This is a genomic window from Paenibacillus polysaccharolyticus, assembly GCF_023714295.1.
In the GTDB taxonomy this organism is placed as follows: Bacteria; Bacillota; Bacilli; order Paenibacillales; family Paenibacillaceae; genus Paenibacillus; species Paenibacillus polysaccharolyticus_A.
Genome location: NZ_JAMAUN010000003.1, coordinates 17,834 through 44,058 on the forward strand (window position 1 = coordinate 17,834; position 26,225 = coordinate 44,058).

The 26,225-nt window shown below is 45.9% G+C and carries 18 protein-coding genes; 10 read left to right on the forward strand and 8 right to left on the reverse strand.

Features of this window, described 5'->3' with window-relative positions; translation table 11 throughout:
* Positions 1 to 4: 4 nt before the first annotated feature.
* A complete protein-coding gene (locus M3629_RS11060; protein ID WP_251505894.1) occupies positions 5 to 907 on the reverse strand; it encodes a polysaccharide deacetylase family protein in 903 nt (300 codons plus the stop codon).
* Positions 908 to 1,288: 381 nt separating this feature from the next.
* Here M3629_RS11060 and M3629_RS11065 point away from each other — a divergent pair, with 381 nt between their 5' ends.
* Positions 1,289 to 2,233, forward strand: coding sequence for a DMT family transporter (locus tag M3629_RS11065; protein ID WP_251505897.1), 945 nt, complete (start codon positions 1,289 to 1,291; stop codon positions 2,231 to 2,233).
* Between the two features lie 34 nt (positions 2,234 to 2,267).
* The gene (locus M3629_RS11070) at positions 2,268 to 3,104 is read left to right on the forward strand and encodes a sulfurtransferase (protein ID WP_251505901.1); all 837 of its coding nucleotides are present in this window, start codon (positions 2,268 to 2,270) and stop codon (positions 3,102 to 3,104) included.
* Between the two features lie 143 nt (positions 3,105 to 3,247).
* Here the strand turns inward: M3629_RS11070 and M3629_RS11075 are convergent, their stop codons facing one another.
* Complete coding sequence (locus M3629_RS11075; RefSeq protein ID WP_251505903.1) at positions 3,248 to 4,807, reverse strand: acetamidase/formamidase family protein; 1,560 nt, start codon at positions 4,805 to 4,807, stop codon at positions 3,248 to 3,250.
* 399 nt (positions 4,808 to 5,206) lie between these two features.
* Between M3629_RS11075 and M3629_RS11080 the strand changes: the two genes are divergently transcribed.
* On the forward strand, positions 5,207 to 5,647 hold the full coding sequence (locus M3629_RS11080) for a hypothetical protein (protein WP_251505905.1): 441 nt from the start codon (positions 5,207 to 5,209) through the stop codon (positions 5,645 to 5,647).
* 139 nt (positions 5,648 to 5,786) lie between these two features.
* Here M3629_RS11080 and M3629_RS11085 read toward each other — a convergent pair whose 3' ends face one another.
* The gene (locus M3629_RS11085; RefSeq protein WP_251505908.1) at positions 5,787 to 6,401 is read right to left on the reverse strand and encodes a hypothetical protein; all 615 of its coding nucleotides are present in this window, start codon (positions 6,399 to 6,401) and stop codon (positions 5,787 to 5,789) included.
* 143 nt (positions 6,402 to 6,544) lie between these two features.
* Between M3629_RS11085 and M3629_RS11090 the strand changes: the two genes are divergently transcribed.
* Both M3629_RS11090 and M3629_RS11095 read left to right on the forward strand, forming a co-directional pair.
* Positions 6,545 to 7,363, forward strand: a complete 819-nt coding sequence (locus M3629_RS11090; RefSeq protein ID WP_251505910.1) for an alpha/beta fold hydrolase — start codon at positions 6,545 to 6,547, stop codon at positions 7,361 to 7,363.
* Positions 7,364 to 7,803: 440 nt separating this feature from the next.
* On the forward strand, positions 7,804 to 12,783 hold the full coding sequence (locus M3629_RS11095; protein WP_251505912.1) for a discoidin domain-containing protein: 4,980 nt from the start codon (positions 7,804 to 7,806) through the stop codon (positions 12,781 to 12,783).
* 248 nt (positions 12,784 to 13,031) lie between these two features.
* Here the strand turns inward: M3629_RS11095 and M3629_RS11100 are convergent, their stop codons facing one another.
* The 3 genes from M3629_RS11100 to M3629_RS11110 all read right to left on the reverse strand — a co-directional run bounded on the left by M3629_RS11100 (position 13,032) and on the right by M3629_RS11110 (position 16,451).
* A complete protein-coding gene (locus M3629_RS11100; protein WP_251505915.1) occupies positions 13,032 to 13,982 on the reverse strand; it encodes a DUF5050 domain-containing protein in 951 nt (316 codons plus the stop codon).
* Between the two features lie 288 nt (positions 13,983 to 14,270).
* Positions 14,271 to 16,058: an exosporium glycoprotein BclB-related protein gene (locus M3629_RS11105; protein ID WP_251505917.1), complete on the reverse strand. Its 1,788-nt coding sequence runs from the start codon at positions 16,056 to 16,058 to the stop codon at positions 14,271 to 14,273.
* A gap of 33 nt (positions 16,059 to 16,091) precedes the next feature.
* Positions 16,092 to 16,451 carry a hypothetical protein gene (locus M3629_RS11110; RefSeq protein ID WP_251505920.1) on the reverse strand — a complete coding sequence of 120 codons (360 nt, stop codon included), beginning with the start codon at positions 16,449 to 16,451 and terminating at the stop codon, positions 16,092 to 16,094.
* Between the two features lie 778 nt (positions 16,452 to 17,229).
* Between M3629_RS11110 and M3629_RS11115 the strand changes: the two genes are divergently transcribed.
* Positions 17,230 to 19,170, forward strand: a complete 1,941-nt coding sequence (locus M3629_RS11115; RefSeq protein ID WP_251505923.1) for a carbohydrate-binding protein — start codon at positions 17,230 to 17,232, stop codon at positions 19,168 to 19,170.
* 48 nt (positions 19,171 to 19,218) lie between these two features.
* Positions 19,219 to 20,784 carry a glycoside hydrolase family 43 protein gene (locus M3629_RS11120; RefSeq protein ID WP_251505925.1) on the forward strand — a complete coding sequence of 522 codons (1,566 nt, stop codon included), beginning with the start codon at positions 19,219 to 19,221 and terminating at the stop codon, positions 20,782 to 20,784.
* Between the two features lie 128 nt (positions 20,785 to 20,912).
* Here the strand turns inward: M3629_RS11120 and M3629_RS11125 are convergent, their stop codons facing one another.
* A complete protein-coding gene (locus M3629_RS11125; protein ID WP_251505928.1) occupies positions 20,913 to 21,443 on the reverse strand; it encodes an NAD(P)H-dependent oxidoreductase in 531 nt (176 codons plus the stop codon).
* Positions 21,444 to 21,641: 198 nt separating this feature from the next.
* On the opposite strand from M3629_RS11125, the gene M3629_RS11130 reads away from it, so the two are divergent.
* Both M3629_RS11130 and M3629_RS11135 read left to right on the forward strand, forming a co-directional pair.
* The gene (locus tag M3629_RS11130) at positions 21,642 to 22,001 is read left to right on the forward strand and encodes a winged helix-turn-helix transcriptional regulator (RefSeq protein WP_251505931.1); all 360 of its coding nucleotides are present in this window, start codon (positions 21,642 to 21,644) and stop codon (positions 21,999 to 22,001) included.
* A 245-nt stretch (positions 22,002 to 22,246) separates the two neighbouring features.
* Positions 22,247 to 22,966 (forward strand): SDR family NAD(P)-dependent oxidoreductase, encoded by a 720-nt coding sequence (locus M3629_RS11135; protein WP_251505934.1) that lies wholly within the window; start codon positions 22,247 to 22,249, stop codon positions 22,964 to 22,966.
* 38 nt (positions 22,967 to 23,004) lie between these two features.
* Here the strand turns inward: M3629_RS11135 and M3629_RS11140 are convergent, their stop codons facing one another.
* On the reverse strand, positions 23,005 to 23,979 hold the full coding sequence (locus M3629_RS11140; RefSeq protein WP_251505936.1) for a hypothetical protein: 975 nt from the start codon (positions 23,977 to 23,979) through the stop codon (positions 23,005 to 23,007).
* 165 nt (positions 23,980 to 24,144) lie between these two features.
* Between M3629_RS11140 and M3629_RS11145 the strand changes: the two genes are divergently transcribed.
* Positions 24,145 to 26,217: a methyl-accepting chemotaxis protein gene (locus M3629_RS11145; RefSeq protein ID WP_251505938.1), complete on the forward strand. Its 2,073-nt coding sequence runs from the start codon at positions 24,145 to 24,147 to the stop codon at positions 26,215 to 26,217.
* Positions 26,218 to 26,225: the final 8 nt, after the last annotated feature.

The window sequence follows — 26,225 nt, forward strand, 5'->3', positions numbered from 1 at the left end:
ACGTTTACAGGCGTGTATCCCCGCTAAAATTGGCGACCCAGTGCGCACTCGGATCATACACTTCGAATTCGTAGCCCCGATCTTCCAGCAGCTTCATAATGCGCGGCAACGCCTGCACAGTCTGTTCCCGTTCATGCATCAAAATAACTTCCTTATCCCTATGCACACTGTTGCTCACTCGGGCTACAATTTTGTCCGGCTGACCGGGAAGATTCCAATCGAGAGAATCTGTCGTCCAGTCCCACATTTTGAAACCTGCCGCTGCAATGTCTCCCCTGAATGCTTCGCCAATCTGCGGACTGCTACCGTAGGGAGCACGGATGAGATGCGGTGTGTATCCGATCAGTTTTTCGACCATTTTCTGTTCCTTTTTGAACTCGTTCACAAAGTTCGCCGAGCTTCCGCTCTTATAGAGCTTATTGTAGTTATGTGTCATGCTGTGCAACCCAGGATAACTACCTTCCTTCAGCAAACGTTTCACCGCATCCGGATGCTCATTCAACTGCCGTCCAATCATGAAAAACGTTGCTTTCGCTTCATGTTGCTTTAAAATATCCAGCAATTGATCTGTATATTGACTTGGTCCATCGTCAAATGTTATGTACACCACTTTTCGAACCTGACCCATAAATCGTGCCGGCTCCTCTTTCGCCTCCGGTGTAACCTGAATCATCCCCAGCTTGGCGGGTTGTTCAATGACAGCAATTGGCGGTGGTGCCATTACCGTTTTCATCCAATGAGTCATACCGATAAACACATATGTCAAGCCCGCAACAAACACAAGCAAGAGCATGATCGCCACGCTCAATCTGCCGTAGCGGATTTTCCTTCTTTTATGAGTTTGTTTTCGACTGACACTGCGAATCGCATTTCCATAGTCTCGCGTTGTTTCTTGTTGTACTCTCACGACCTAGCCACTTCCCAACTGTCTTTTTTTCCCGATGAATGGAATATTATATCGATTCACGTCTCTATATAGAAGATTAATAGAAAAACCGTCGCTGTGAATGACAGAATAGTTACAAGCTCGGTTACAATCTACTTATCTCTTTTCCATGTTTCTCTAACCACGGATGTGCAACTGAATTTATTCGTTGTTAAAAGTAAAACGTGTTTCATGGCCGAGATGCTGCTTCCAATTTTTTCAGCGTCCATACAACAATTTATATATATCAAGATATCTGCTGCGTGGTGAAGTATCTTTACCTGCTGATGTCTTCCCTGCACTGACCTTCTCCTGTATAATGAGGTGATTTAGGTTATCTATTTACAAGAAGGAGCTACACCTATGACAAGCATGAACCGTGCCGGCAGATCCATCTATTTGTTATTTTTTGTCGGCATTATTGCCATTTCTTTCTCTTCTATTTTTGTACGCTGGTCTGACGCAGATGTTGCGGTCATTGCCATGTATCGCCTGTTTTTAACTAATGTGCTCATGCTGCCTTTCGTTTGGCCACACAGGCATGAGATGCTTCGTCTGAATGTTCGTCAGTGGGTTTTGTTACTCGCTTCCGGTGTGATGCTTGCGCTACACTTCCTGCTCTGGATGGGATCACTGAGATTAACCAGTGTCGCCAGTTCCACCGTCATCCTTGCTCTCGAGCCGATTCTGATTCTGGCCGGATCGGTGTGGCTGTTCAAAGCCAAAATCAACCGTATGATGCTCATTGGCATGGGTATCGCGCTGTTCGGGTCGATCATTATCGGTGCGGGGGATTTTCAGGTGGCGGGCACCGCGCTACAGGGAGATATTTTATCATTACTTGGCACGATGGCAGTGGCTGTGCATATGTTGCTGGGACAATTTTTGCGAACAGGTCTCAGTGCATTCTCGTATAATTTCTGGGTGTTTCTTGTCGCTGCCTGTACGTTCGCGGTGTACAATCTGTTCATGGGGCATCCGTTCGGCGGTTACGCGGCTTCGGAGTGGGGAATCTTCCTGTTACTGGCTATCGTGCCTACCATCTTTGGACATTACCTCTTCAACTGGTTGTTGCAATATATGAACGCGACCACGGTATCTATGGGCGTTCTCGGAGAGCCTGTATTCTCCTCCTTGCTGGCCTGGGTACTGCTGGGCGAAGCACTAAGTACACTTCAAATGTCGGCAGGTGTCGTGATCCTGTTCGGGGTGTGGATCTTCATTCGGTACGGCAAAACCAAACCCCAGGCCATTCCAGCTGATGCGCCCATCGCCGCTCCAGTTCCTGTTGAACCGAAGACGGTGTAAAAAAATTCATTACATATGAAGGCGGTGTGTTGTTATGAAAAATATAGTATCCATGCGCTGGCTGCTCGCCAGAATGTACGAATCCGATGTTGCTATCGTAGATTGCCGTTTCCTGCTCGGTCAACCCGATGCTGGACGTGAAGCTTATGAAGCCGGACATATTCCGGGGGCTGTCTATCTTGATCTGGAAAAGGACCTTTCCGCTCCGGTCACTGAGCACGGCGGACGCCATCCACTCCCTGATCCGGCTGCACTCGCAAGCCGCCTCGCTAAAGCAGGCATCGGCTCCAATAGTCGCATCATTGCCTATGATGATCAAGGCGGCATGAACGCATCACGTTTATGGTGGCTGCTTCGCTACTTGGGACATGAGCAAGTTTATGTCATGGACGAAGGTTTCTCGGCTTGGCAGAATGCCAAGTTCCCGGTGACAACGGACATCCCGGTACAGATTCCATCTTCGTTTGACGTGAACCTGCAACCACAGATGCTCGCAAGCGTTACGGATGTGCAACAAGCTTCGGCAAGCGGTAGCGCCATGCTGATTGACTCCCGTGATGCCCGCCGTTATGCAGGGCTGGAGGAACCGATTGATGCGAAGGCCGGACATATTCCGGGGGCAGTGAATTATTTTTGGAAAGAAGTGCTTGGTACGGATGGTCGCTGGTCTGGTGTTGAGGCATTGGAGAAGCGGTTCGTGAAGCTGGGGAAAGATGATGCCATTATCGTATACTGCGGCTCAGGCGTATCCGCCTGCCCGAACGTGATTGCGCTGGAAGAAGCGGGATTCTCGAATGTGAAGCTGTATTCCGGGAGCTGGAGCGACTGGATTAGTTATGAGGGGAATGCGGTGGCGACAGGGGAAGAATAGGTACGTAGCAACTTTACAATATCTCAAAAACAAATACACCGCCATGCAGACTGGTGTCTGAAGCGGTGTATTTTCAGTACCTGAACGTTTCCCAGGAAACCCGTGATGGACATCCGTCCACCACGCCTGAATAATGAAATCGATTATTGCTTTTTACTTAACGACACGTTTGCTGTTAACGTCTTGTCGATCGTCGTCCAGTTTACATAAGCACCTAGTATTTCATTGATAACAGAAACCGGAACTACGGTTTCGCCATTTAAAAGCTTTGGCACTTTACTATTGAACACTAGTTTATCGTTAATTGAATACACATCCGAACCAATTTGGGCACTTATATCTTTCGTGCCTAATTTAATTTTCGTTGTACGCGTCTTATTATCCCATTCAACTGCGCCACCTAATAGCTCCGAAATGGTTCGAATCGGTACGTAAAATTCATCGTTATGAACAACCGGTTTGATGGTCGTACCCCCTACCTTCATTGCAACGTCAACATATTCAAGGAAATCGCTCTTTCGAATGAGCCCATGAACCCCTTTCGTTCGGTCTACGACCTGGGATACTTCATAATCTGTTGCCGCCGATAGGTACGCATAAGCTACACTTCTATCCATATCAAGCTTATCGGATAAGAATTGAATCGATTCACGTACTGATTCTTTCATTGCTTCATCCAGATCAGGATCAAGTCCAATGGGAATCCAATAATCCTCTGTTTCAGCAAAGGGTTGCGTGAATTCTCCACGATGCGGGATCGATGGATCACCTTTCTTTAACACCGTTAACCGAACTGTCCCCCTTAAAGAAGCTTCCAATGCAGTTAACGCTACTTCCCCATCTCCTTGAGCAAAATGTGGATCTCCTGTATAGAATAGCCCGCCTTTAACTTGAATCGGATAATAAATAGTTGCACCAACACCCAGCTCATTGATATCCATATTCCCTCCCGTTTCAATAGGCGGGATCGAACTCACTACTTCACTGGTATTCGGTGCAACCCCCATAACACCTAGAAACGGGTTAATGGGGAAACGTACATTTTTCCCAGCTTTTGTTGGTAACAAACCATACCAATTACCGTTGATCTCTTCAATAGGTGTAAATATAGATACATTATTATATAGTTCAGGTTTTGTTGCGCTAGCCCCCTCTTGCAGGCCTGAATTTTCTGGAAATTCGTCAGGAAGGGCACCTTTACCATGACGATTAGAAATGACACCATAGGGAACTCGAGTTTGCAACGAAAGGACTTCTACTTTAAGAACATCTCCTGGCATCGCTCCCTCAATCGCTACTGGCCCAGTGATAATATGAGGTCCGTCTTTTACATAATCATGCTTAATTGGAGAAGCCGCAATTGCCTTGGCATCATCCAACACGCCATCGGGGGAGATACCAAATTTGCCGAAGTACTCCACTGGATTTCTCCCCTGATCTTCTATCAGTCCCTCATGCGATACCGTATCAAATGTTACAGCGCTTCCTGATGGTACAGTAAGAATCGGAGAGCTATCTCGATTAGGCAGTGATCCCCAGCGAACGTTCTCAATCGCAGACGTTACATAATAATCACCTTCTACCTTATCGATGGTTGTTGGTTGCAACGGCATACTAAATCCCACTGAAGCTAGAGCAAATGTAAACATACCCACAATCCCTACTGAAACACCAATTTTCCTAATCGTTCGGTTAATAAACATCACGTCCCCCCTCCTAGGTTATGCAACGTTATGTAATATTATATGACACGTATAAACGATAACATATAAATCTATTTAAAACAATATTTTCTTGTTAACAAAAATAACAAAAAAGGGCTATAACCCGAGAAAAACTTATTAAAGCATAAAACAATGTTAATATATCTGACATATGAAAGGCGTGTAAAACTTAAATATGTTTCCTAAACTTAATGAACATTCTTCAGATATCAGTTATGAGGGGAATGCGGTGGGTGCCCGTATTTATTCATAGACTTCATTTTAATAATAAAAATCGCCCCTAATTTTGTTATCTATTAAACGTGCTAAAATAGGATTTAGACCTGCTAAACTTATTGAGGGGTACCTCCTCAATCCATCAAGAAGAGGTGAACAACGATGACGGAGTCATATCATGGAATACATTCGAATTTGCAATTTCCAAGTAGCATCTTTAATATCGACCGCAAGGATGTTCCAGCACTTCTGGAAGCTACGAACGTCAAGCACCAGGAGACCATTGCGGAAAAACTGACTGGTTCGGAGTATGCACTTCATTTACTCCTTGCTGTAGAAGTTGCTAAGCAACTAGTATCAGAATGGACTGAAGCAGTGCAGCGATGGTCACCGCCGCTTATCCTTGATCTGTCCATATGCTCAATTGACTGCGCTGTTGAACTCCTGCAAAACCCTGAGCGGCGACTGCTTCGCTTCTGGTTTTATTCCGAAGATGTACCGGAGGACTGGAGAGAGGGGCACAGTGACCGCTTTTTCGATCTTACGGTGACCATCGACGCCGAATCACTGACTGTGCAACATGCTGCAGGGCCAAGCAGATAAAACAATAGAGCCTGCATTCGGAGACACTAACACTTGTCGATACTCTACCAACAGCCTGAAGGGCATTAACACAGACTTCGGGCTTTGAAGCCAGAGTGTAGTAAGTAACAAGTATCACGGCTCTACAATACCTGGTCCACTATTTCAATTTATCCACCCGTTCTGTATTCTCCCAGATGGCCGGATTATTAATCATCTGACTTTCGCCACGCATAATAGAATCGTAACTATCCTTTCCAGATGTATACCAGTCCACAATAACTATCTTTCCTTTCAGATCTTGTACCAAGAATTCAGTAGACTCCGCATACTCACCTACATCCTTTATAATACGTGCATTCATTTTTAGATAATAAAAACTCCGCTCTCCTTCAATATAATCCAATTTTTCAGCTTCCATCTTGACCTCTCTCACTTGGTTATAAGTTAAATTGTTCTTACGGAACAGATTATATTGTGATCTGATCTTCTTTTCCGTATATAGTTTGAGGTTCGGGTTATCAATATATCTACTAACATCAAATTCCAGACCGTTCCATATGGCTTTGTAATATCCAGATAAAACCTCTGCACAGAGTTCATAAGCCTTCTCCGCATCCAAAGTAGTTAAACTTGGATTGTTGGTCGTTCCCCTCCCTATCAGAGAAGCAGAATCTCCACGTCCCCCTCTGTCCTTGCTACGATCAGACTGTTCACATGCACTAGTAAGCCACATCGTTATTAACAATAAAACAAGGTAAGTATGCTTCATCATATCCCTCCAAAGCTCAATTTTAAATTAAACAATATTTTACTAAAAATTTATATAATTAACATAATTATTTACATTTTTACCTTAGAAGAATATACTCTGATATGAATGAATATCTTAATTATTCCCATATTAGGAGGGTATGTATGATGAAACGTTGGCTATCTTTAACTCTAAGTTTTTGTCTGGTTTTTCTGATGGCAGCTCCACTTGCAGAAGGGAAAACGAATCAGGTTGGCTCTAGCGGGCTCTATGAAGTAAGTACAGGGGTTGCTTTGTATGCGAATATTCAAGGAGTGAAAACGTCTCTCCCTACCGTTGTTTTCATTAGCGGATACGGTGACGATTCATCCGTCTGGTCTAGTATCCAATCCGAGATATCCCAAAAAACGTTAACGGTTTCTTATGATCGTGCTGGTCTCGGACTTAGTGACGATACTACCAAAGATAAAACAACAAAACAACAGGTGAAAGAGTTACATAAGCTGCTTCGAAAAGCTAATATTCCAGGTCCATATGTACTGGTAGGACACAGCATTGGCGGATTAAATGTGCGAGGATTTGCTGATCGTTATACCAATGAAGTTGCAGGAGCTGTGCTGATCGACGCTTCTCACGAAAAGCAAGAGGAAGCTGTTCTGGCAACCTTACCGCCCGAATTTATAGAGATGTACCAGTCACAGTTTACTGCGGAAGGGGATTATGCAGAAGTAACCAAGAGCTTTAAATATATCGAAAAACTGCGTTCGAAGGATGCTTTGCGAAATTCACCATTAACTGTAATATCCGCAACAGAACACGGCATGGGTCCAGAAATGGAAATCAAATGGGCTGAAATGCAACAAGATTTAGCATCCTTGTCTAATCAGGCTACTCATGTCACTGCGCCAAACTCAGGACACTATGTGTACCTTGAACAACCTGAGCTTGTGCAACAAGCAATCATCTCTATGCTAGAGCAATAACTTATGTATCGGGGTTTCAATCTTCCCTATAGAAATTCAAAAAGCTCGCGAATAGCGAGCTTTTTGAATTTCCTGTAAACAACTTACCTCGATCAGAGGTGCCTGAGGAAGAATAGTATCTCGCTTAGATAAAAATAGAAAGAAAACATTATATTACTATCGGACCGTAATCCTAGTTTGGCATTTCATAGTTACACACCACACTTGTCTCTTATAGGACATATGTCTCCTTTTCTCCGAAAACGATTAAAAAAACTTTATAATCCACTCCAAATGATCGATATACAACAAATGAACACCCGCATATCCCATGATTGCAACCTGAAATCGATCTCAGGAATGCGGCACGGGAGAACAGAATCATACATATAACAGGTTGTTAGGAAAAAGAGAAAGTTCTGTCTAATGGAAAGACAAGAGCTAACAAAGGAGACGAAGATGTGAAGGGACGAACGAGTCACAAACGAAACAAACGCAACATCTGCGTGAACTTGCTGTTATCTATGCTATTGTTGATTAGCAGTGTGCCGCTATGGCCCAGCAACACAGCAAACGCTGCAGCAGAAGGGTCATATCTCTTGTCGCTGAACAGACCGGTCTATAGTTCCTCATCCCTTGGCGGAAATACAGCCGATCATGCCGTGGATGGCAACAAAAATACCCGGTGGGAAAGTGTTTGGCAGCAAGACCCTCAGTGGATCTATGTTGACTTGGGTGCAGTGGCTTCCATCTCGAACATCTCGATTGAGTGGGAAAATGCTTATGCTTCCGCCTTCGACCTTGAAGTGTCCGATGACGAGGTGAACTGGACGCAAGTATACTCCACAACGAAGGGTCAAGGCGGTATGACGGAAGTTGAGGTTTCCGCAAATGCACGATACGTACGTTTGTTCAGTCATGAACGAGCACAGCAAGCCTACGGTGTATCTCTGTACGCGTTCAATGTGTATGGAACGGGCGGAGCAAATCCACCTCCGAAACCGGTTGCTACCAACCTTGCCCTTGGTAAAACGGTCATGGCTTCATCGGAAGAGATTGACGAACCTAGCCGCTCCGCCGAAGATAAGGCCAAGATGGAAAAGCGAAACTATGAAGCTCGCAATGTGACAGACGGTGACCCGGGTACACGCTGGTCTTCCATCTACAAGGATCAGGAATGGATTATTGTGGACCTTGGCGAGCGTCATGAAATCGGAGGAATTTCGCTACAATGGGAAAATGCGTTTGGACGCGCTTATGACATTCAGGTATCCAATGACGCAAAGCAATGGACTACGTTGTTTCGGGAGTTACACAGTAATGGTGGACGAGATGACATTCCTGTATATGCAGAAGCCAGATATGTAAAGTTCGCAGGACTTGGCCGAGGTACAACCAACGGATATTCGCTCTATGCCTTTGATGTATATGAGTATATTCAAGGTGATGAACAACCGGTCTACACCATTCCGGCTATCCCGGAGATGAGCTCAGTACAGGTTGGGGCCGGCAGTTATGCCATTAATGACATCACGATGCTACAACCGAAAAACCCGAAAAATCGCACAGCCGACATTACCGCTCCGATTCCATCTAATGACTGGTGGCAATCGATTCTCGTTTCGGATTTAGGCGATGGGAACAGCCTGGTTACACTCCCGTTCAAAAATCGCTACACCAAGCAGGGGCTTCATGTTTTGAATCCTGGTGCGGGATACCTTTCTGCTGACGGCAACTCGATGGATGCCGATGGTGAAGCAGACCTTATCCTGACTACAAACAATATAAACCCAGCTAAGGTTAATACCAAGGTAGCAGGGTACGGGGATTACTCCGCTAACATCATCATGAGTGATGACGACAAGGCGAAGATCAGTACAACCTTTGTCAAAGGCTCCCCTTTCCTGTACAACACGTTCGAGAATCCGGACACGATCCTGCTCCGTTCACCGAACATCACACGTCTTTTTGATGATCAAAACCGTGAGATTATGCTCAAGGACGGGGAATCATGGACGGGAGATCATATCGGTATAGAAGTCACCAATCAAGACAGGGCTCCTTCGCCCCAAACCTTTACAAGAAACTACGGCCTTTATGCACCAGAGGGTACCACACTTATAAAGCTTGGCAATACACTTAAGATCAAGTTGGGATCAAACGAAAATTATTTGTCGCTGGCTACCCTGCCGTCTGCATCAGAATTAGCATACTATTATCAGCATGCCTATGCTTTTGTGACCGATACGAAGGTTGATTACAACTACAACGAGAGCACTTCCCAAGTTACAACGACCTTTAGCTCCGTTACACAAACGAAGCGTGCCAACTTTTCCACCAGCACATTAATGGCTTTGTTCCCGCACCAGTGGAAAATTGCAACAACTCCACTTACGGAGCTCACTTATCCTTCCATTCGCGGGATGATGAAAGTAAGCGAAGGCAACAGCTTTACGACACAGGATCGTTTCTACGGCATTATTCCGCAATTCGTGGAGCCGGATGATCCGACATACTCACGCGCGCAATTAATCAGCTATCTGGATCAGCTTGATGCAGATACGTCAGGCAATTTAATGAGCGAAGATCCCTACTGGCAGGGGAAAAAGCTTCATCCTCTTGCGCTGGGTGTACTCATTAGCGACCAGCTTGGGGATCACGAACGTCGGGACAACTACCTGTCCCTGTTAAGAAACATTTTGACAGACTGGTACACCTATTCGCCAGATGAACGTCTGCACTCCTATTATTTTTATTACTCGGAGCAATGGGGGACGATCTTCCCTTACGGAAGCGGGTTCGGCGTCAATACTGGGCTGACGGATCATCATTTTACGTATGGCTATTACGTCTTTGCATCTGCAGTGCTGGCTATGTATGATCCAACATTTGTAGAGGATTATGGAGATATGGTTGAACTGTTGATCCGAGATTATGCCAACCCTTCGCGTACAGATGATCAATTCCCATGGATGCGTAATTTTGATCCCTATTCAGGTCATTCCTGGGCTGGCGGTTATGCCGACAATCGCAGCGGAAACAATCAGGAAGCGGCAGGCGAAGCTCTGTTCAGCTGGGTCGGGCAATATATGTGGGGCGAGGTAACAGGGAATAAAGCCTATCGCGATACAGGCATCTGGGGCTTTGTCACCGAAGAAAAAGCGGCTGAGCAATATTGGTTCAACTACGATGGAGACAATTGGCTGGAAGGATACAAACACGCTACCGTAGGGCATGTCTACGGCAGTGCTTACCTGTATGGCACGTACTTTTCCAACGACGCAGAGCATATTTACGGCATTCATTGGCTGCCGCCGGCGGAGTGGATGACCTATTATGGCCGTGATCCGAAGAATACCGCCGCACTTTACAACGGTCTGATCAAGGATCTGGGTGGTCAGCAGGAGCGCACATGGCAGCACATCATCTGGCCTTTCCAATCCATTGGGGACCCGGAGGCTGCTCTTGCGAAGTGGAATACGAAAGACATGCAGCAAAATGAAGTCTTTAACGCCTATTGGTTCATGCATAGTATGGCATCCACGGGAACACGTACAATGGATATTTGGGCTGATTCTCCGGCAGTAACCGTCTACGAAAAGGACGGCGTCTACACAGCGCAAATCTGGAATCCGTCCGATACCGCCAAAACGGTTCGATTTTATAATGCCAGCGGGGCTTTGGGTTCAGCTACCGTCTATGCGAAGGCTCAAGTAAAGGTCAATCCATTAGAAAATACGGTAGTCAAGCAGCCGGATGCTTCACAAGGCGTCACTTATCTGGATCGCAGCTCATGGACGATTACCGCCTCTTCCAGTTCGGAAGCAGTGGAACGCATGATTGACGGAGATTTGGCTACCCGCTGGTCATCTGGACAAACGCAACAGCCTGGAGACTGGCTCCATATTGATCTGGGCAGCGAGCAGATGATGGATACTCTCTTTATGAACTCCGGCAATAACTGGGGTGATTATGCCCACGGGTATGAAGTTTACGTTTCGAAAGACAATGAGAACTGGAGCAAGCCGATTGCACAGGGAACAGGAACATCGCCGAGCTTGTCCGTTGATTTGGGGATGCAGACTGTGCGTTATATCAAAATTGTTTTGACTGCTCCGGCAGACAGTTGGTGGTCCGTCTCGGAACTCAAGCTCGCCCGATTTGGGAAATTGTCCCAAGCACCTGAGCATCCAAATCCAGCTCCAGCCCCGTTGCCCGATCGGTCAACCTGGACCGTGACTGCTTCCTCCACACAAGGGACGGATGTCACAGCTTACATGCTGGATGGAAAACGAGACACATTATGGACGAACGGACGAAAGCAAACGGAGGGACAGTGGGTTACGATTGATCTTGGGCAAACGAGTGCTTTTGACGCGGTAGAGCTGGACCCGGGGAACGCGAAGGATGACTATCCGCGGCAATATCGCATTTTTGTTTCCGATGACGGGCAGAACTGGGGAACCTCTATTGCTGGAGGCGAAGGAACGTCAGGACGTCTTTCTATCTCCTTCCCTGAGCAACAGGCACGTTATGTGAAGATCATGCAGACGGGTGAATCCGACCAATGGTGGTCGATCTCTGAGTTGTTCGTTCAGCACTATGGAACAGGAAAACAAAAACGTCTGATTCCAGATGGTTGGTCCGTCTTAGCATCTTCCGGTGATGAAGTTGCAATGGCGGTACTGGATGGCTCAGACCAAACACGCTGGACTTCGGGCCAGACACAAACAGGCGGCGAGTGGATTCAGCTGGATCTGGGTAATTCACAGATTGTGAACCGGATTGTACTGGATAGTGCTCACAGCAGTGACGATTATGCTCGTGGTTACGAAGTATACACCTCTCTGGATGGCACGGATTGGGGTAAAGCTTTGGTAGCGGGTGAAGGGCAAAATGCCGTGCTCTCTATTGCTTTTGCTCCCCGTGAGGCTCGCTATATCAAAATAGTTCAGACCGGAACGGATTCCCACTGGTGGTCTGTAGCTGAAATCGCAGTTTATACCGCTGATCAGACGCCATGGACACCCGGAGAACAGGATCATTGGTTACCTACTGAACTGGATCGGACGTCTTGGACAGTTACTGCTTCTACGTCTGAAGACGTTAGCGCACTGCTGGATGATGATCTGAACTCACGCTGGACCTCCGGATCTGGACAACAAACAGACCAGTGGATTCAGGTCGATCTGGGAAGCATCCAGGATTTCAGCCGTTTAACTATGGACTCAGGTAGCAGTACCAAAGACTATGCACGCAGTTTTAATATCCTCTCTTCAACGGATGGCGAACAATGGAATTTGGTTTCAGATGCTTCGGGAAGCGATCCTGTAATCTCCGTGATGTTCACGAACCAGCGGGCACGATATATCAAAATCGCTTTGACTGTGGAAAATCCCGAGTGGTGGTGGTCTATTGCCGAATTGAAGCTGTACCGTTAATTGATCAATAAAGTGCAATTTATGGGCTTTGTTACTCTCCAATCGAATAACAATGACTTAATTCGTATACTGACACATAAACAGGGACCTCAAGCCATGATCGGCAAGAGATCCCTGTTTCCTTTTATGATATATGGTAAATTGTCACATAGAAAGAGAAGTCATTGTTCTAGAACACGGTGCCAAAAAGCAAATCTAAGCAAGGTAGACTTTAGTAGCTAGGAGCTTCACTTTTTCTATGAAAATGGCTACCAGTATTTATTTTTTATTTTCCCATTATACCCTACTTTAAACGCAAATCCTCTTGAATAAGATTCGAATACGAAATCCTCTCCAAAATTCCCCAAAAAATAATCATCTTTTCGCAAAGAAAACAACTTATTTTTTTTACCCGAATAGCGATCAAATACATATATATAATTTTCTGTACTTCCCCAGATTAAATAGTAGAACTTGTTATTGTCATATCTTAGCGGTTCAATATGACTATCTGATAAAAAAACTTTTCTCTTTGTACTCTTCAAATCTACTAAAACACCTTTATCATTTTTGGACCCATGCTCTGCAAAAAATAGAATGTCGCCATAGATCTCTATGCTATCTACATATCCTGACGAAATAACTTTAGTTCCCGTACCGTCTAACTTCATACGATATAATTTTCCGTTATTGCGGTCAGCGTAGTATATGTATCCTTTATGAATCACAAAAAGCTTTTTGATTCCAGCTACCTTGAGATGAGAATTAATTTGGATAATCTTCTCGTCTGTACCGTCCATTTTCATTGAACCAAAGGATACTGGCGCATCAACATCCATGTCTTTTTTCCTTTTTGAAAAATAAATCGTATCTCCTACAATCTGAAAATCCATATAATCTGCATCCTTACTTACATAAGTGAAGGCTGAGCCATCCTTTTTAATTTTAGCAATGTGAGCAAATGACTCGGATGTCCCGTCCAATAGCAAAAAATACACCCACTCTCCCACCAATTTCGAACCTCGAATTTCACTCGGAAAGGTAAATATTACTGTGGTATCGTTGCTTGTAGACGCTGTTAGATAAATTTCACTCGATTCAGTATGCGGATTATACCCCTCCCATACTAGAGATTCTCCTGAATCTTCAGCCCCGTATGCAGGTACAACGCCAAATAACATGATTACACTTAATAACGCTATCAGCCATCTTCTTCTCATCTTCTTCTCCCTAAAATATGTATTTTTGCTACATTGGCTATTGTAAATTGGATTCCTAAATAGAACAATCATTTTACTTTACATTCTGGCATGCTTTCCGTTCTCATTGTGCGTCAAATTAACTTATCGCACTTCTCAAGTGGAATCTCCGTTACAAAATAACTACATCTCCAGCATGTAAATGAGATGGGCAGAAGTATCAGTCTACGTAGATAAAAGAACCTCTCGCCTATAAGGCAAGAGGTTCTTTTTTGTGTGTTCTGAATTGAGAAATTGTAAAAGATTTCATTAAGTGATGGTAAGGCCGCCGCTTGCATATCCGGCAATGGTTGAAGCCACATCAATTCCGGCCGTTACTGATGCAGAGAAGACCATAAGCAGACGGTCACCCGCGGCTACCGGGATACTCAAACCTGTAGTTAACCCGCTAGAGATCGTGCCTAATGACAATACGCCAGTCAGTGCCGGTGCCAAAGTTACAAGTGCTCCCGGTACAGCCGTAAACGTATTGTTCGGTGTAGTTGAACGGAATAATTGTGCAGTTATCGTTATTGTAGATCCAACCAAGCTGAGTCCAGCTGTTGTACTGAAATAAGCAGCCAGTGAAGTAATCGTTCCTGCTCGTGATGCCGAGAACGCAAAGTTAAGCAAGGTTCCGGCAGCGCCTGTGAGATCAATGATTCCTCCATTAATCGTCACTCCAGATGCATTATTACCAAAACCAACCAAGCTGGAGGTATTCAAAAGTCCGCCGAGCACCGTAGTCAACGAAGCTGGTAACCCTGATGCATAAGGAATAATAGCACCAGAACCTGTTGCTCCGGTTGCACCCGTTACTCCTGCAAGTCCTGTCGCCCCGGTTGCACCCGTCACTCCTGCCAGGCCTGTTGCCCCGGTTGCACCCGTTACTCCCGCCAGACCTGTCGCTCCGGTTGCACCAGTCACTCCCGCCAGGCCTGTTGCTCCGGTCGCACCCGTCACTCCCGCCAGGCCTGTGGCTCCGGTCGCACCCGTCACTCCTGCCAGACCTGTTGCTCCGGTTGCGCCAGTCACTCCTGCCAGACCTGTTGCTCCGGTCACACCCGTCACTCCTGCCAGACCCGTTGCTCCGGTCTCACCCGTCACTCCTGCCAGACCCGTTGCTCCGGTTGCGCCAGTCACTCCTGCCAGACCCGTTGCTCCGGTCGCACCCGTCACTCCTGCCAGACCTGTTGCTCCGGTCTCACCCGTCACTCCTGCCAGACCCGTTGCTCCGGTCGCGCCCGTTACTCCTGCTAGACCTGTCGCTCCGGTTGCACCAGTCACACCCGCCAGACCTGTTGCTCCGGTCTCACCCGTTACTCCTGCCAGACCCGTTGCTCCGGTTGCACCAGTCACTCCCGCCAGACCTGTTGCTCCGGTCGCGCCCGTTACTCCTGCCAGACCCGTTGCTCCGGTTGCACCAGTCACTCCCGCCAGACCTGTTGCTCCGGTCGCGCCCGTTACTCCTGCCAGACCTGTCGCTCCGGTCGCGCCCGTTACTCCTGCTAGACCTGTCGCTCCGGTTGCACCCGTTGTTCCTGTTGCTCCTGTAGCTCCACCGGTTGCTCCTGCTGGACCTGTCGCCCCGGTTCCCCCCGTTGCACCAGTCGGACCTGTCGCTCCGGTTACTCCCTGAGCTCCAGTCACACCCGTTGCTCCCGTAGCACCGGTTGCGCCTGTGACTCCTGTCATACTCGGAGTTTCCCCCAGCAACTCAGAAGAAACTAAACGATGTGCTGTTACCAAAGAGCCTGTGCTGCTTTTTCCCCATACAGAGACTTGAAGAGGATCATTAACCGTCGCTGTAGTAGTAAACGTGAATTCAAAGGCATCCAGATTGGCAAAATAGTTGTTCGTTATCACTTGATTTGGTGCGATGTCCAAAGATTCACTGACATACAAAACTCTTAATCCGCCACTCATATAATACCCTTGTATCTGTACAGTTGAGGATGTAACTTCACTGCGGTTATCAATTCTAACCGTTACGGATTGAGTTGGTCTAACACCACTAACAGCGTTATTTTCGATCGGCCCTGTCGATAAAAAGCTCATCGCTACATTCCCTTCTTTCGAAAAAAGTATTTTCTACAGATCTTTAACTGTTTGTTCGTGCTCCACTACCCGGTGTGCATCCACCAATTGACCTGACGAATCTTTGCCCCACACTGAAATTCCGACGTCTCCCACTCGTTCATCGCTTAATCCAAACACAAATTCAAAAGCATCTAGATTTGCAAAATAATTTCGGGTCACTGCTTCATTAGGTGCAATACTGATCACTTCACTTACATACAGCGTTCTTGTTGTACTCAGCACATAACCCTGAACGGATACACTTACCGCATCTACAGCAGCCCGACTCACCAATCTGATCGTTACCTGTTGTGTCGGTCTGACCCCGGAAACGGCATTATTTTCGATCGGTCCAGTTGATAATATAGCCATTTTCCCATCCCACCTTTTGTGAACCTCTTACTCTAGCATTACTTGACATCACGGATCACATATTAGTCATATTCATTCACTAGATCAGCGGTGTGGACCATAGACAGGGGACAGTTCACCATTATCAAGCCATAAGTGCCATTAACACCTAAAACTTCATCCATACAGAGCTTGCAAATATGTATAATCCGTGTTTATTTCAACCCAAAAATGACCGTTCCTCATGAAATGAAGGAGCTACGGCCACCATTGGATACATCTTATTGATGTCACTCTTACAAATGAATAAACCTCCACCCAACTTTTTCTTACAAATTTTGATAGAAAATGATTGTATTGTGGCAGAAATGTGATATGATATCGTCAAATACAAAAAAACATTTTTAAACAAAAATGAAAAATAATTACATAAAACGAGTCACAACTCTGTTTTTTTCTTTTTAAAACCATTCTATTGAAAGCGATTACATTACACAACAGGACAAATTATATACTTTTTCACACACGAGTTCGTACTTCCCCCACCCTATTCCTGGGTTACCGCTGTCAACTTGCTACAGTAGATAGCTATTCTCTGTACAGGTTGTATGGCTTAAGCCATAGATCACAATCATGAACGATTCAATCCATCTCATCTTTGAAAGGAGGTGTAATAAAGAACATTAACTCATCATTCTTCTTTTTCTTCTCACTGTAACTCTCATCCAACAGCTCTGTTCAACCATTTAGCGTAACACCCAATAACACTATCCCACACTAATTCAATGGAGGCGAACGTATGAAGATCCGTAAACCATTAGCTCTGCTGATGTCACTAATTTTGATTTTTTCCACTCTACCTGCCGAGTCAAGCTATGCAGCAAATAATGCTGTTGCCAAAACGCCTGTAAATGCCAATCCGCTCGTCGATCACAAATTGGGAGCTGACCCTTACGTGCTCGTTCACAACAACCGAGTCTACGTATATATGACAGGGGATACCTACCTCTACAACAACGACGGATCTGTTCGCGAAAACAACTACGGCACCATCGGCAGAATCAGCGTGATCTCCTCGGCTGACATGGTGAACTGGACCGACCACGGCTACATTCCGGTAGCCGGTGCGAACAATGCCAACAATGGACAAGGCATTGCCAGATGGGCAAGCCAATCCTGGGCGCCAGCAATGGCCAAGAAAACGATCGCAGGCAAAGATAAATTTTTCTTGTATTTCGCCAACTCGGGTGCAGGTATCGGTGTTCTGACTGCTGATTCTCCGATCGGCCCATGGTCTGATCCAATCGGACGTGCACTTGTTACCCATGGGACTCCTGGGATGTCGGGCGTGACTTGGCTCTTTGACCCGGCTGTACTTGTTGATGACGATGGCTCTGCTTATCTGTATGCAGGTGGCGGTATTCCGAATGAAAATAATGCAGCTTCCATTGCAAATCCAAAAACAGCACGAGTTATTCGTCTTGGTGCCGACATGACCAGTGTGGTTGGCAGCGCCACGACTATTGATGCACCTTACATGTTCGAAGATTCAGGTATTCATAAATACAACGGCAAATACTACTACTCGTATTGCATCAACTTTGCTGGAAACCATCCGGCAGCCTACCCAAAAGGTGAAATCGGATATATGGTAAGTGACAGCCCAATGGGGCCTTTCACATACAAAGGACACTTCCTCAAAAACCCGGGGACATTCTTCGGTGTAGGTGGTAACAACCACCATGCCGTATTCCAGTTCAATAACCAGTGGTATGTCGCGTATCATGCACAAACCGTAAGCAAAGCCTTCCTCGGTGATGGCAAAGGATACCGTTCTACCCATATCAACAGACTGACGCATAACGCGGACGGATCGATTCAGGAAGTACAGGGTAACATGACCGGTGTTCCTCAGACAGCTAACCTTAATCCGTATAACAGAGTGGAAGCCGAGACGATTGCATGGCAAGCCGGCATCAATACACAGCCGACTCAAGCAAGCGGCGGACCAACGGCTAACCAAAATGTGACGAATATCAATAATGGGGACTGGGTTGCTGTAAGTAATGTGGATTTTGGTTCAACAGGTGCATCGAAATTCAAGGCCAACGTAGCTTCTACTGGAAATGGTAATATCGAACTCCGCCTTGGCAGCCCGACAGGTACACTGATCGGCACGCTTAACGTCACTTCGACGGGTGGCATGCAGAACTGGCGTGAGATCGAAACCAATATCACCAATACAACCGGTCGTCATCATCTGTATCTGGTGTTTACGGGCTCAGGTAACGGAAATCTGTTCAATCTGGATTACTGGCAGTTTACTTCCGGTTCCGGTGGTAACCCCAATCCAAATCCGAACCCGAATCCCAATCCAAACGTGACTCGCGTTGAAGCGGAGAGCATGGCCCTTGCCGGTCAATATGCCGGGTTGATTAGTTCTCCATTTACTGGCGTGGCACTCTATGCGAATAATGATTCTGCGTCGTACAATCAATTTTTTGCTAACCCTACACATCAGTTCTCTCTTCGCGGGGCTTCCAACAACAATAGTACAGCCCGGGTTGATCTCGTTATTGGTGGGGTAACAGCTGGTTCATTCTTTTTTACCGGGACACAGCCAACGGTGCAAACTTTGCCAAACATCACACATGCCACAGGGAATCAAGAAATTAAACTGGTCGTGACAACGGATAATGGTACGTGGGATGCTTACATCGATTATCTTGAAATTTCGTAATCAATTTATCCATTTTCTGTGGATTTTGATATTCCAGGAGGATTAGTTATGTGGAAAAAATTCGGCTTGCTCCTGCTCACACTTCCTCTGCTGCTAGCATCGTTGCCATTGACGCCGCAGTCTGCCTCTGCGGCAACGTTTAACAATCCGGTCATCTATGCAGATGTGCCGGACAGCGATGTCATCCGCGTGGGCAATACCTTTTATATGACCAGTACCACCATGCATATGAATCCGGGCGTTCCTGTCATGAAGTCAACCGATCTGGTCAACTGGAGCATTGTGAACTATGTGTATGACACACTTGGCAACGGTGATGTACAGAACCTGAATAACGGTCAGAACGAATATGGGCGCGGATCTTGGGCCAGTAGCCTCCGTTACAACAATGGTACCTATTACGTCGCATTCGGTTCGCTTTCCACAGGAAGAACTTACATCTATCAGACCAGCAACATCGAAACAGGACCATGGACGCCTTACACGTTGAACAGTTATTACCATGATCCATCCCTGCTTTTCGATGGGAACCGTACGTTTCTTGTGCATGGCAGTGATAACATCAGCATCGTCGAGTTGACACCTGATGCCAAAGCTGTGAAATCCGGAGGTCTGAATCAGGTGCTGATCCCGAATGCTAGTCATATCGCTGGCTCCAATATGATTGTAAAAGCTGAAGGCGCGCACATTCAGAAGATTAACGGCATGTATTACGTCTTCCTGATTGCCTGGCCCTCAGGTGATGGACGAATCCAGCTCGCCTATCGCGCAAACTCATTGACAGGGCCCTATACCGGCAAAGTGGTGCTCAGAGATTCGGGCATCGCACAAGGAGGTGTCGTGGATACCGCTTCTGGTGCATGGTATGGTTTCCTGTTTCGGGATCGAGGAGCCGTTGGACGCATTCCATATCTGGTACCGGTAACCTGGTCGGATAACTGGCCCGTATTCGGGGTGAATGGCAAAGTTCCATTGACGATGAACATGCCTGTGGAAGGACAACCAGCCGCTAAAATCTTCGGTTCAGATGAGTTTAATGCGCCTTCGGGTACATCTACTCTCTCGAAGTTCTGGCAGTGGAATCACAATCCTGACCCGTCAAAATGGTCCTTGAGTCAGCGTCCAGGTTTCATGCGGCTGACCACAGGCAAGCTCAGCAAAAATATATTGGAGGCTCGCAATACGTTGACACAACGCACGTTTGGGCCAAAAAGTACAGGCATTACCGCCTTGGAAACGGCAGGTATGAAGGATGGCGATTATGCCGGCCTAGCCGCTTTTCAGGCCAGATATGGCTTTGTGGGCATCAAGATGACAGGCAATACCAAGTCCATCGTTATGACAAACGCCAGTTCCGGCACGATGACCGAAGTGGCAAGTGTGCCCCTGAACCAGAGCAAAATTTATCTGCGGGTTATCTGTGACTTCACCAATCAGACAGATAAAGCCTATTTTTCCTATAGTCTGAATGGGACCAACTGGACAACCATTGGCAATACGCTACAGATGTCGTATACGTTGCCACACTTTATGGGTTATCGCTTTGCATTGTTTAACTACGCTACCAAATCCACCGGAGGCTATGCTGATTTTGACTTCTTCCGTGTGGAGTAAGCGTGATGAACGTACTGCTGATCTTTAGGATCAGTACTGCGAATTGAAGTACACTTGAAGTACAACTGTGGCCTGGAATTCCGCTATATGCGGAGCCAGGTCATTTTCATTATTTTTACGGAAACATCTCACTTGAACGCTTTAATATATTGGATATACGCTTCAGCACTTTGGTCAATCTCTTCATCACTTGCCTGGAATGAGGCACCAAAGACAGCATAATGCGGCAGTGCCGTAACGCCTACATGATTCATACTTGCCTTGAACGGTGCAATCAATTCTTCGACACTAAAACCTACCGACTGCCCTGTTGCGTAATTCTCCCGCTGATCTCCGATTGTCATTGCCAGTCCCATCCGCTTTCCATGCAATCGGTTACCCTCCGATCCATAAGCCCATCCATGCGTGAATACATCATCCAGCCATTTTTTGAGTAGCGGCGGGTAACTGTACCAATAGAACGGAAACTGCAAGATAATATGATCATGTGTCTCCAGTAACTTCTGCTCATGAGCAACGTCGATGTTCCAATCAGGATAAGTCTCGTATAATTCGTGAATATGCACCTCATCTGCATGCTGCTCCAGCTCCATTCTCCAGCGAAGATTTACTCTTGAAGTTGTCATATTCGGATGTGCCAGAATAACCAGTGTTTTCATTGCATGCCTTCCTCTCTCCAAAACCGTTTGATTTCTTTCCTTAATTACGAACCATTATCCACCCGGTCACCTCAAAAGAAAATACACACAATGAAGTAAGATACTTACCTCAAGGTGTGTATGGACTTCTGCTTTGTAACTGTGAGAAAATAAATAGCTATCCCTGTAAATACGTATAAATACAACGAGGTGATATGTATGAAGGAGTATCGTTTGGGCATTGAAGCCACACTCGAAATCATTGGCGGCAAGTGGAAAGCGATCATCATCTGTTTATTAATGTCTGGTGTCAAAAGAACAGGAGAATTAGAGCGCAGCATGCCCGGCATTTCCCAAAAAGTACTGATTCAACGATTACGCGAACTAGAACGCGATGGTCTTGTCACAAGACATGTGTATCAGCAAATGCCGCCCAAGGTGGAGTATAGTCTTACGGAATATGGTGTGACAGCAAATACGATTGTGGATGTGATGTGTACCTGGGGAAGAGAAAATATTGCGCTAAGACAGCAACGCGGTGAAGACATTGTTTTGTTATCCGATGATAATATAGATTAAGTTATTTTACAGCCCCTTAGCCCTGCCCTTCTATAGATGAACAAACGATGCTCTACGAATGAAGCATCCCTCATGTAACCTTCACCTTCCATATCCCACCTATGTAGTAAACTATCCTTATCATTATTAATTTTGATATAGGTTGGATTCCTCTTATACCTTACTCATTTGAAGTAACTCTTTTGCTATAGCCTACAGGACACTTGAGTATGAATCCAATCTGTATCGTCAGGGGGATTTTACATATGAAAAAATATATTGTATTCGGTGCTAGTAAAGGATTGGGGGACGCATTTGTCCGCGGAGTGCCGCAGGCAGGAGATAAAGTGTGGGTTGTATCCCGCAGCAAACCAGAAAGTCTGCAACGGGAGGACGGTGTACAACGCGTATGGATTCAGGCCGATCTCTCGGAGCTTCAGGCTGCCAAACAGATTGCAGAGCAGCTACGTAGCGAAACGTTGGATGTGCTTATATATAACGTAGGGATTTGGGAAAAGGAAGGATTTGAGGAACACTACACCTTTGATCAGGATGAACCTTCCGATATTCAAGAGCTGATCCATGTGAATATAACGTCCACCATTGTATGCATCCAAGCTCTACTGCCTCAGCTTCGCAAGTCTGCCGCAGGCAAGATCATTCTCATCGGCTCTACAGCAGGCCTAAGCAATGCGGGGAATACTCAGGTTTCTTTTGTTGCCTCCAAGTTTGCGATTCGTGGAATTACAGAAGCATTGAGAGAACATACCCGGCGGGATCACATCGCCGTAACGTGCATTAATCCGGGAGAACTGGCAGCAGAGATTCCCTACGAAGATGGAATGGAACGTGCGTTGTCAGAGTATGACGGGACACGCATTCCTGTTCAAGATATGGTGTCCATCGTGCAGTGTATCGTTAGCTTGTCCAGAGCGGCGTGTGTAAAAGAGATTAACGTCCCTGCTCTTACGGATATGAATACGTAGTACAAAGGATTGATTTATTGTATTGAATACGCGTTTCTTCACATTAAATATTGAGATAAATGTTCGATCGCCATCGATTGTACTCGTTGTTGTTCAGGAATATGTTCATAGATAATATGTGACTTCCCCTGTTGGATCAGCTGTTCACGTATGGCTGCAATGCGCCCTTTATTAAAGTCAATAAAGCGGAAATCCACCTGCCGAAGCCGCTCAAGCTCTGCCAGTCTAACAAATGAAGCGGCTTTGATCGCTGTATTGATCTCTTTCAGCTCCAAGACTTCCAGTGCACGGGCTGTCCATAAACACTCGATATCTTGAAGCGATTTCATGTAAACCAGTTCAAGCTGTCTGAGCCGGGGCATCTGCGAGAAATCACAACATTGTTCCAGCTTCGGCAAGGATACATGCAAATACTCAAGTCCGTGCATCTGCTCTAGTCCCTGGATACTCATCAGTTTCCGCACCGAGCTAAGCTTGAGCATCCGAATGGTGGACTGTGCCAGTACATCAAGCTCACTCTTTAACTCACAATGATCAAGGGACACATACTGTAGTTTCCGCAATTCTGTTAAAATCTCAAGATAGTCCACCGGACAATTCAGAACGACGGTCTCTAGACTTTGACATTTTCTTATCGCGGTCAGACCTCTACATTTACCGTGCAGTTCAAGATACGTTAGCTTTTGATAGTGCTCGATAAAACTCAGATCGATTGCTTGGGCTGGTGAATTCACTCTCAGAAATACCAGTTGCTTCAATGCTCCCAGAATCGTCAGATCCTGCACCTGTGCACAGTCCAGCTGTAGAGCGGATACATGTTTTAACTGCGCTAATCGCCCAAGAAAGCTCGGTGGATACTCCGCTTTAGGATCCGCATTCGAAATATGAAGAATCAGATCAGGCCTGGCTGCGAAAACGTTCATGTCCAATTCGGCCAAATCCTCATACGTATCCACGCCAACACGGAAATGAACCGTCACCCTGCGGCACACATGCTGCACGGCTGGGTTCATTTTTCTTCATTCCATGGCATTCCCTGAGCGAACCACCCAACTATGGTTCTGGCTTTTTCATTAATTCTTTTTTAATTCGACAAAAATATACACAAATCTATATTATATGCCGACATATAACTCAGAAGTTGAGAACTTCGTATTAAGAATCTGGGGAGATGGAACATGTCAAGCATTTCTAAAAAGTGGGGGAAAAAAGGACCTCGTACATCCAGTATGGCGAACACACTGGCTATTGTACTGCTCGTCATTATTGTTGTCGTATTCGCTGTGCTCGGAACATTCATGTTCACAACTACACGAAACATTCTGGTTCAACAGCAGGAATCCATGCTCCAGACCAAAACGCAAGCGATTGTCAGTGAGTTCGATGCTCTATTTAAAGAAAAAGGCTCATTGGTCAAACAAATGTCCACTAACAAATTATTCAGGCAATACATAGAAACAACGAAATCAGCCGCAGAAGCAGCCACTTCTACTTATGCTGCAGAAACAAGGGATACACTGGCTAAGATTGTAGAGGCAGAGCCCTCCTTCAACGATGCTTGGATTGCTGGCATGGATGGTAAAGGCTTTTGGCTACAAAATGACGGTGTCGTTTCCGCACCGGATTTCGATATCCAGGCACGTCCTTACTACCAACCGGTAAAAGACGCCGATGGACTCTACTTTTCCGATCCGTACATTGACATTTCTGCAGGCAAAGTACTCATGGGTATTTTTTATCCAATCAAGGATGATAACAACAACATGATCGGTTTTGCCGCAGCAGATATTCTGTTTAGTAACATTCCGAGTATTATGGAGAGTTACTCTCTGGGTAGCACCGGGTATTCCATATTGTTATCCAAGAGTGGGGATATTTTGTATCATCCGGACGAGAGTAAAATTCTGAAGGAAAATATCAAGAACACTACAGGTGATATGGGAGAAGTTGGTAAAAAAATGATCGCTGGTGAATCCGGTATACAGCTGATCAACGACAATGGGGAACGTCGTTACGTCGGGTATGCAACCAGTAAAGACACGGGATGGTCCGTAGGTCTGACGATTACGGAGAAAGAAGTTTTAGCAGAACTCAGAACATTCACCTGGATTACCCTTGGCGGTTTTGCTGCAGCTGCAATTCTTTTGGTCATTATCAGTTACATTACGCTTCGTCGTCTATTGCGCACCATCCCGCAGCTACTTAGTAAGATCAAACAGATTGAGCAAGGTGATTTAACCGTTGAACTGGATATCAAATCCAATAATGAGATTGGACAAATTGCAACTGGTCTCAATTCCATGGTGCAGAAGATTCAAGGCATGTTAAAGATTGTTGGCAATTCAGCTCAAGTGCTGAATCATTCATCCAATGACTTGCAGTCGATATCTTCCAGAACCGCTGTAACCATGAACGATACATCTACGGCGATCAACGAGATTGCGAATGCAACTAATTATCAGTCGATTGAAACGGAGAACATTTTACGTAAAACAAGCTCATTATCAAGCCAAATTGATGAAATTGCTGCAGACGCCCAAGCGATGGGTTCCATGGTGCAGACCTCTGTTGATCAGAGCGGTCAAGGACTTGCGGTTGTGGAACAATTGTCCAAATGGTCAGCGGAGAACCACAGTTCTACTCAATCCATCTCCTCCATTATTCAAGAGATTGATCAGAGCCGGAATGAAATTTCCAGTTTTGTAGATACGGTAAAACAAATTGCTTCTCAGACCAATTTGCTTGCCCTCAATGCTTCTATTGAAGCTGCACGCGCCGGGGAACATGGCCGGGGATTCGCTGTCGTTGCAGAAGAAGTTCGCAAACTGGCAGAACAAACAGCTCAGGCTACAGAGGAAATTAACAAAAAAGTAAGTGTCATCGAAGAGAAAACATCCTTGTCTGTAGAACACACGATGCGAGGAATGAAAATTGCCGAAGAGAATACCAAATCTGTAGAAGATACCAAGCAGGTGTTCTACAACATCAATAAAGATTTGGAAGAACTGAAGCTGCGTATGGCACAGATCACGAACAGCACCTCTAGTGTGCATCAGCACAAAGATGAGATTTTCCAGGCGCTGGAGATTATCTCCTCCACTACGGAAGAGAACTCTGCCTCCACGGAAGAAGTCAGCGCAAGCACACAGGAACAACTGGAAAGTATTCAACAAGTCGCCGATCTGTCCAATGAGTTGAATCAACTGTCTGCCAAATTGCAGGAAGAACTAAGTCATTTTAAAGTGAAATAAGCCTTGCT

Coding starts and splice junctions, on each gene's coding strand:
- M3629_RS11105 (WP_251505917.1), bottom strand. CDS start 16,058: ATGAGCTTTTTATCGACAGGGCCGATCGAAAATAACGCTGTTAGTGGT.
- M3629_RS11120 (WP_251505925.1), top strand. CDS start 19,219: ATGTGGAAAAAATTCGGCTTGCTCCTGCTCACACTTCCTCTGCTGCTA.
- M3629_RS11100 (WP_251505915.1), bottom strand. CDS start 13,982: ATGAGAAGAAGATGGCTGATAGCGTTATTAAGTGTAATCATGTTATTT.
- M3629_RS11080 (WP_251505905.1), top strand. CDS start 5,207: ATGACGGAGTCATATCATGGAATACATTCGAATTTGCAATTTCCAAGT.
- M3629_RS11135 (WP_251505934.1), top strand. CDS start 22,247: ATGAAAAAATATATTGTATTCGGTGCTAGTAAAGGATTGGGGGACGCA.
- M3629_RS11090 (WP_251505910.1), top strand. CDS start 6,545: ATGATGAAACGTTGGCTATCTTTAACTCTAAGTTTTTGTCTGGTTTTT.
- M3629_RS11125 (WP_251505928.1), bottom strand. CDS start 21,443: ATGAAAACACTGGTTATTCTGGCACATCCGAATATGACAACTTCAAGA.
- M3629_RS11085 (WP_251505908.1), bottom strand. CDS start 6,401: ATGATGAAGCATACTTACCTTGTTTTATTGTTAATAACGATGTGGCTT.
- M3629_RS11115 (WP_251505923.1), top strand. CDS start 17,230: ATGAAGATCCGTAAACCATTAGCTCTGCTGATGTCACTAATTTTGATT.
- M3629_RS11130 (WP_251505931.1), top strand. CDS start 21,642: ATGAAGGAGTATCGTTTGGGCATTGAAGCCACACTCGAAATCATTGGC.
- M3629_RS11065 (WP_251505897.1), top strand. CDS start 1,289: ATGACAAGCATGAACCGTGCCGGCAGATCCATCTATTTGTTATTTTTT.
- M3629_RS11110 (WP_251505920.1), bottom strand. CDS start 16,451: ATGGCTATATTATCAACTGGACCGATCGAAAATAATGCCGTTTCCGGG.
- M3629_RS11145 (WP_251505938.1), top strand. CDS start 24,145: ATGTCAAGCATTTCTAAAAAGTGGGGGAAAAAAGGACCTCGTACATCC.
- M3629_RS11140 (WP_251505936.1), bottom strand. CDS start 23,979: ATGAACCCAGCCGTGCAGCATGTGTGCCGCAGGGTGACGGTTCATTTC.
- M3629_RS11070 (WP_251505901.1), top strand. CDS start 2,268: ATGAAAAATATAGTATCCATGCGCTGGCTGCTCGCCAGAATGTACGAA.
- M3629_RS11075 (WP_251505903.1), bottom strand. CDS start 4,807: ATGTTTATTAACCGAACGATTAGGAAAATTGGTGTTTCAGTAGGGATT.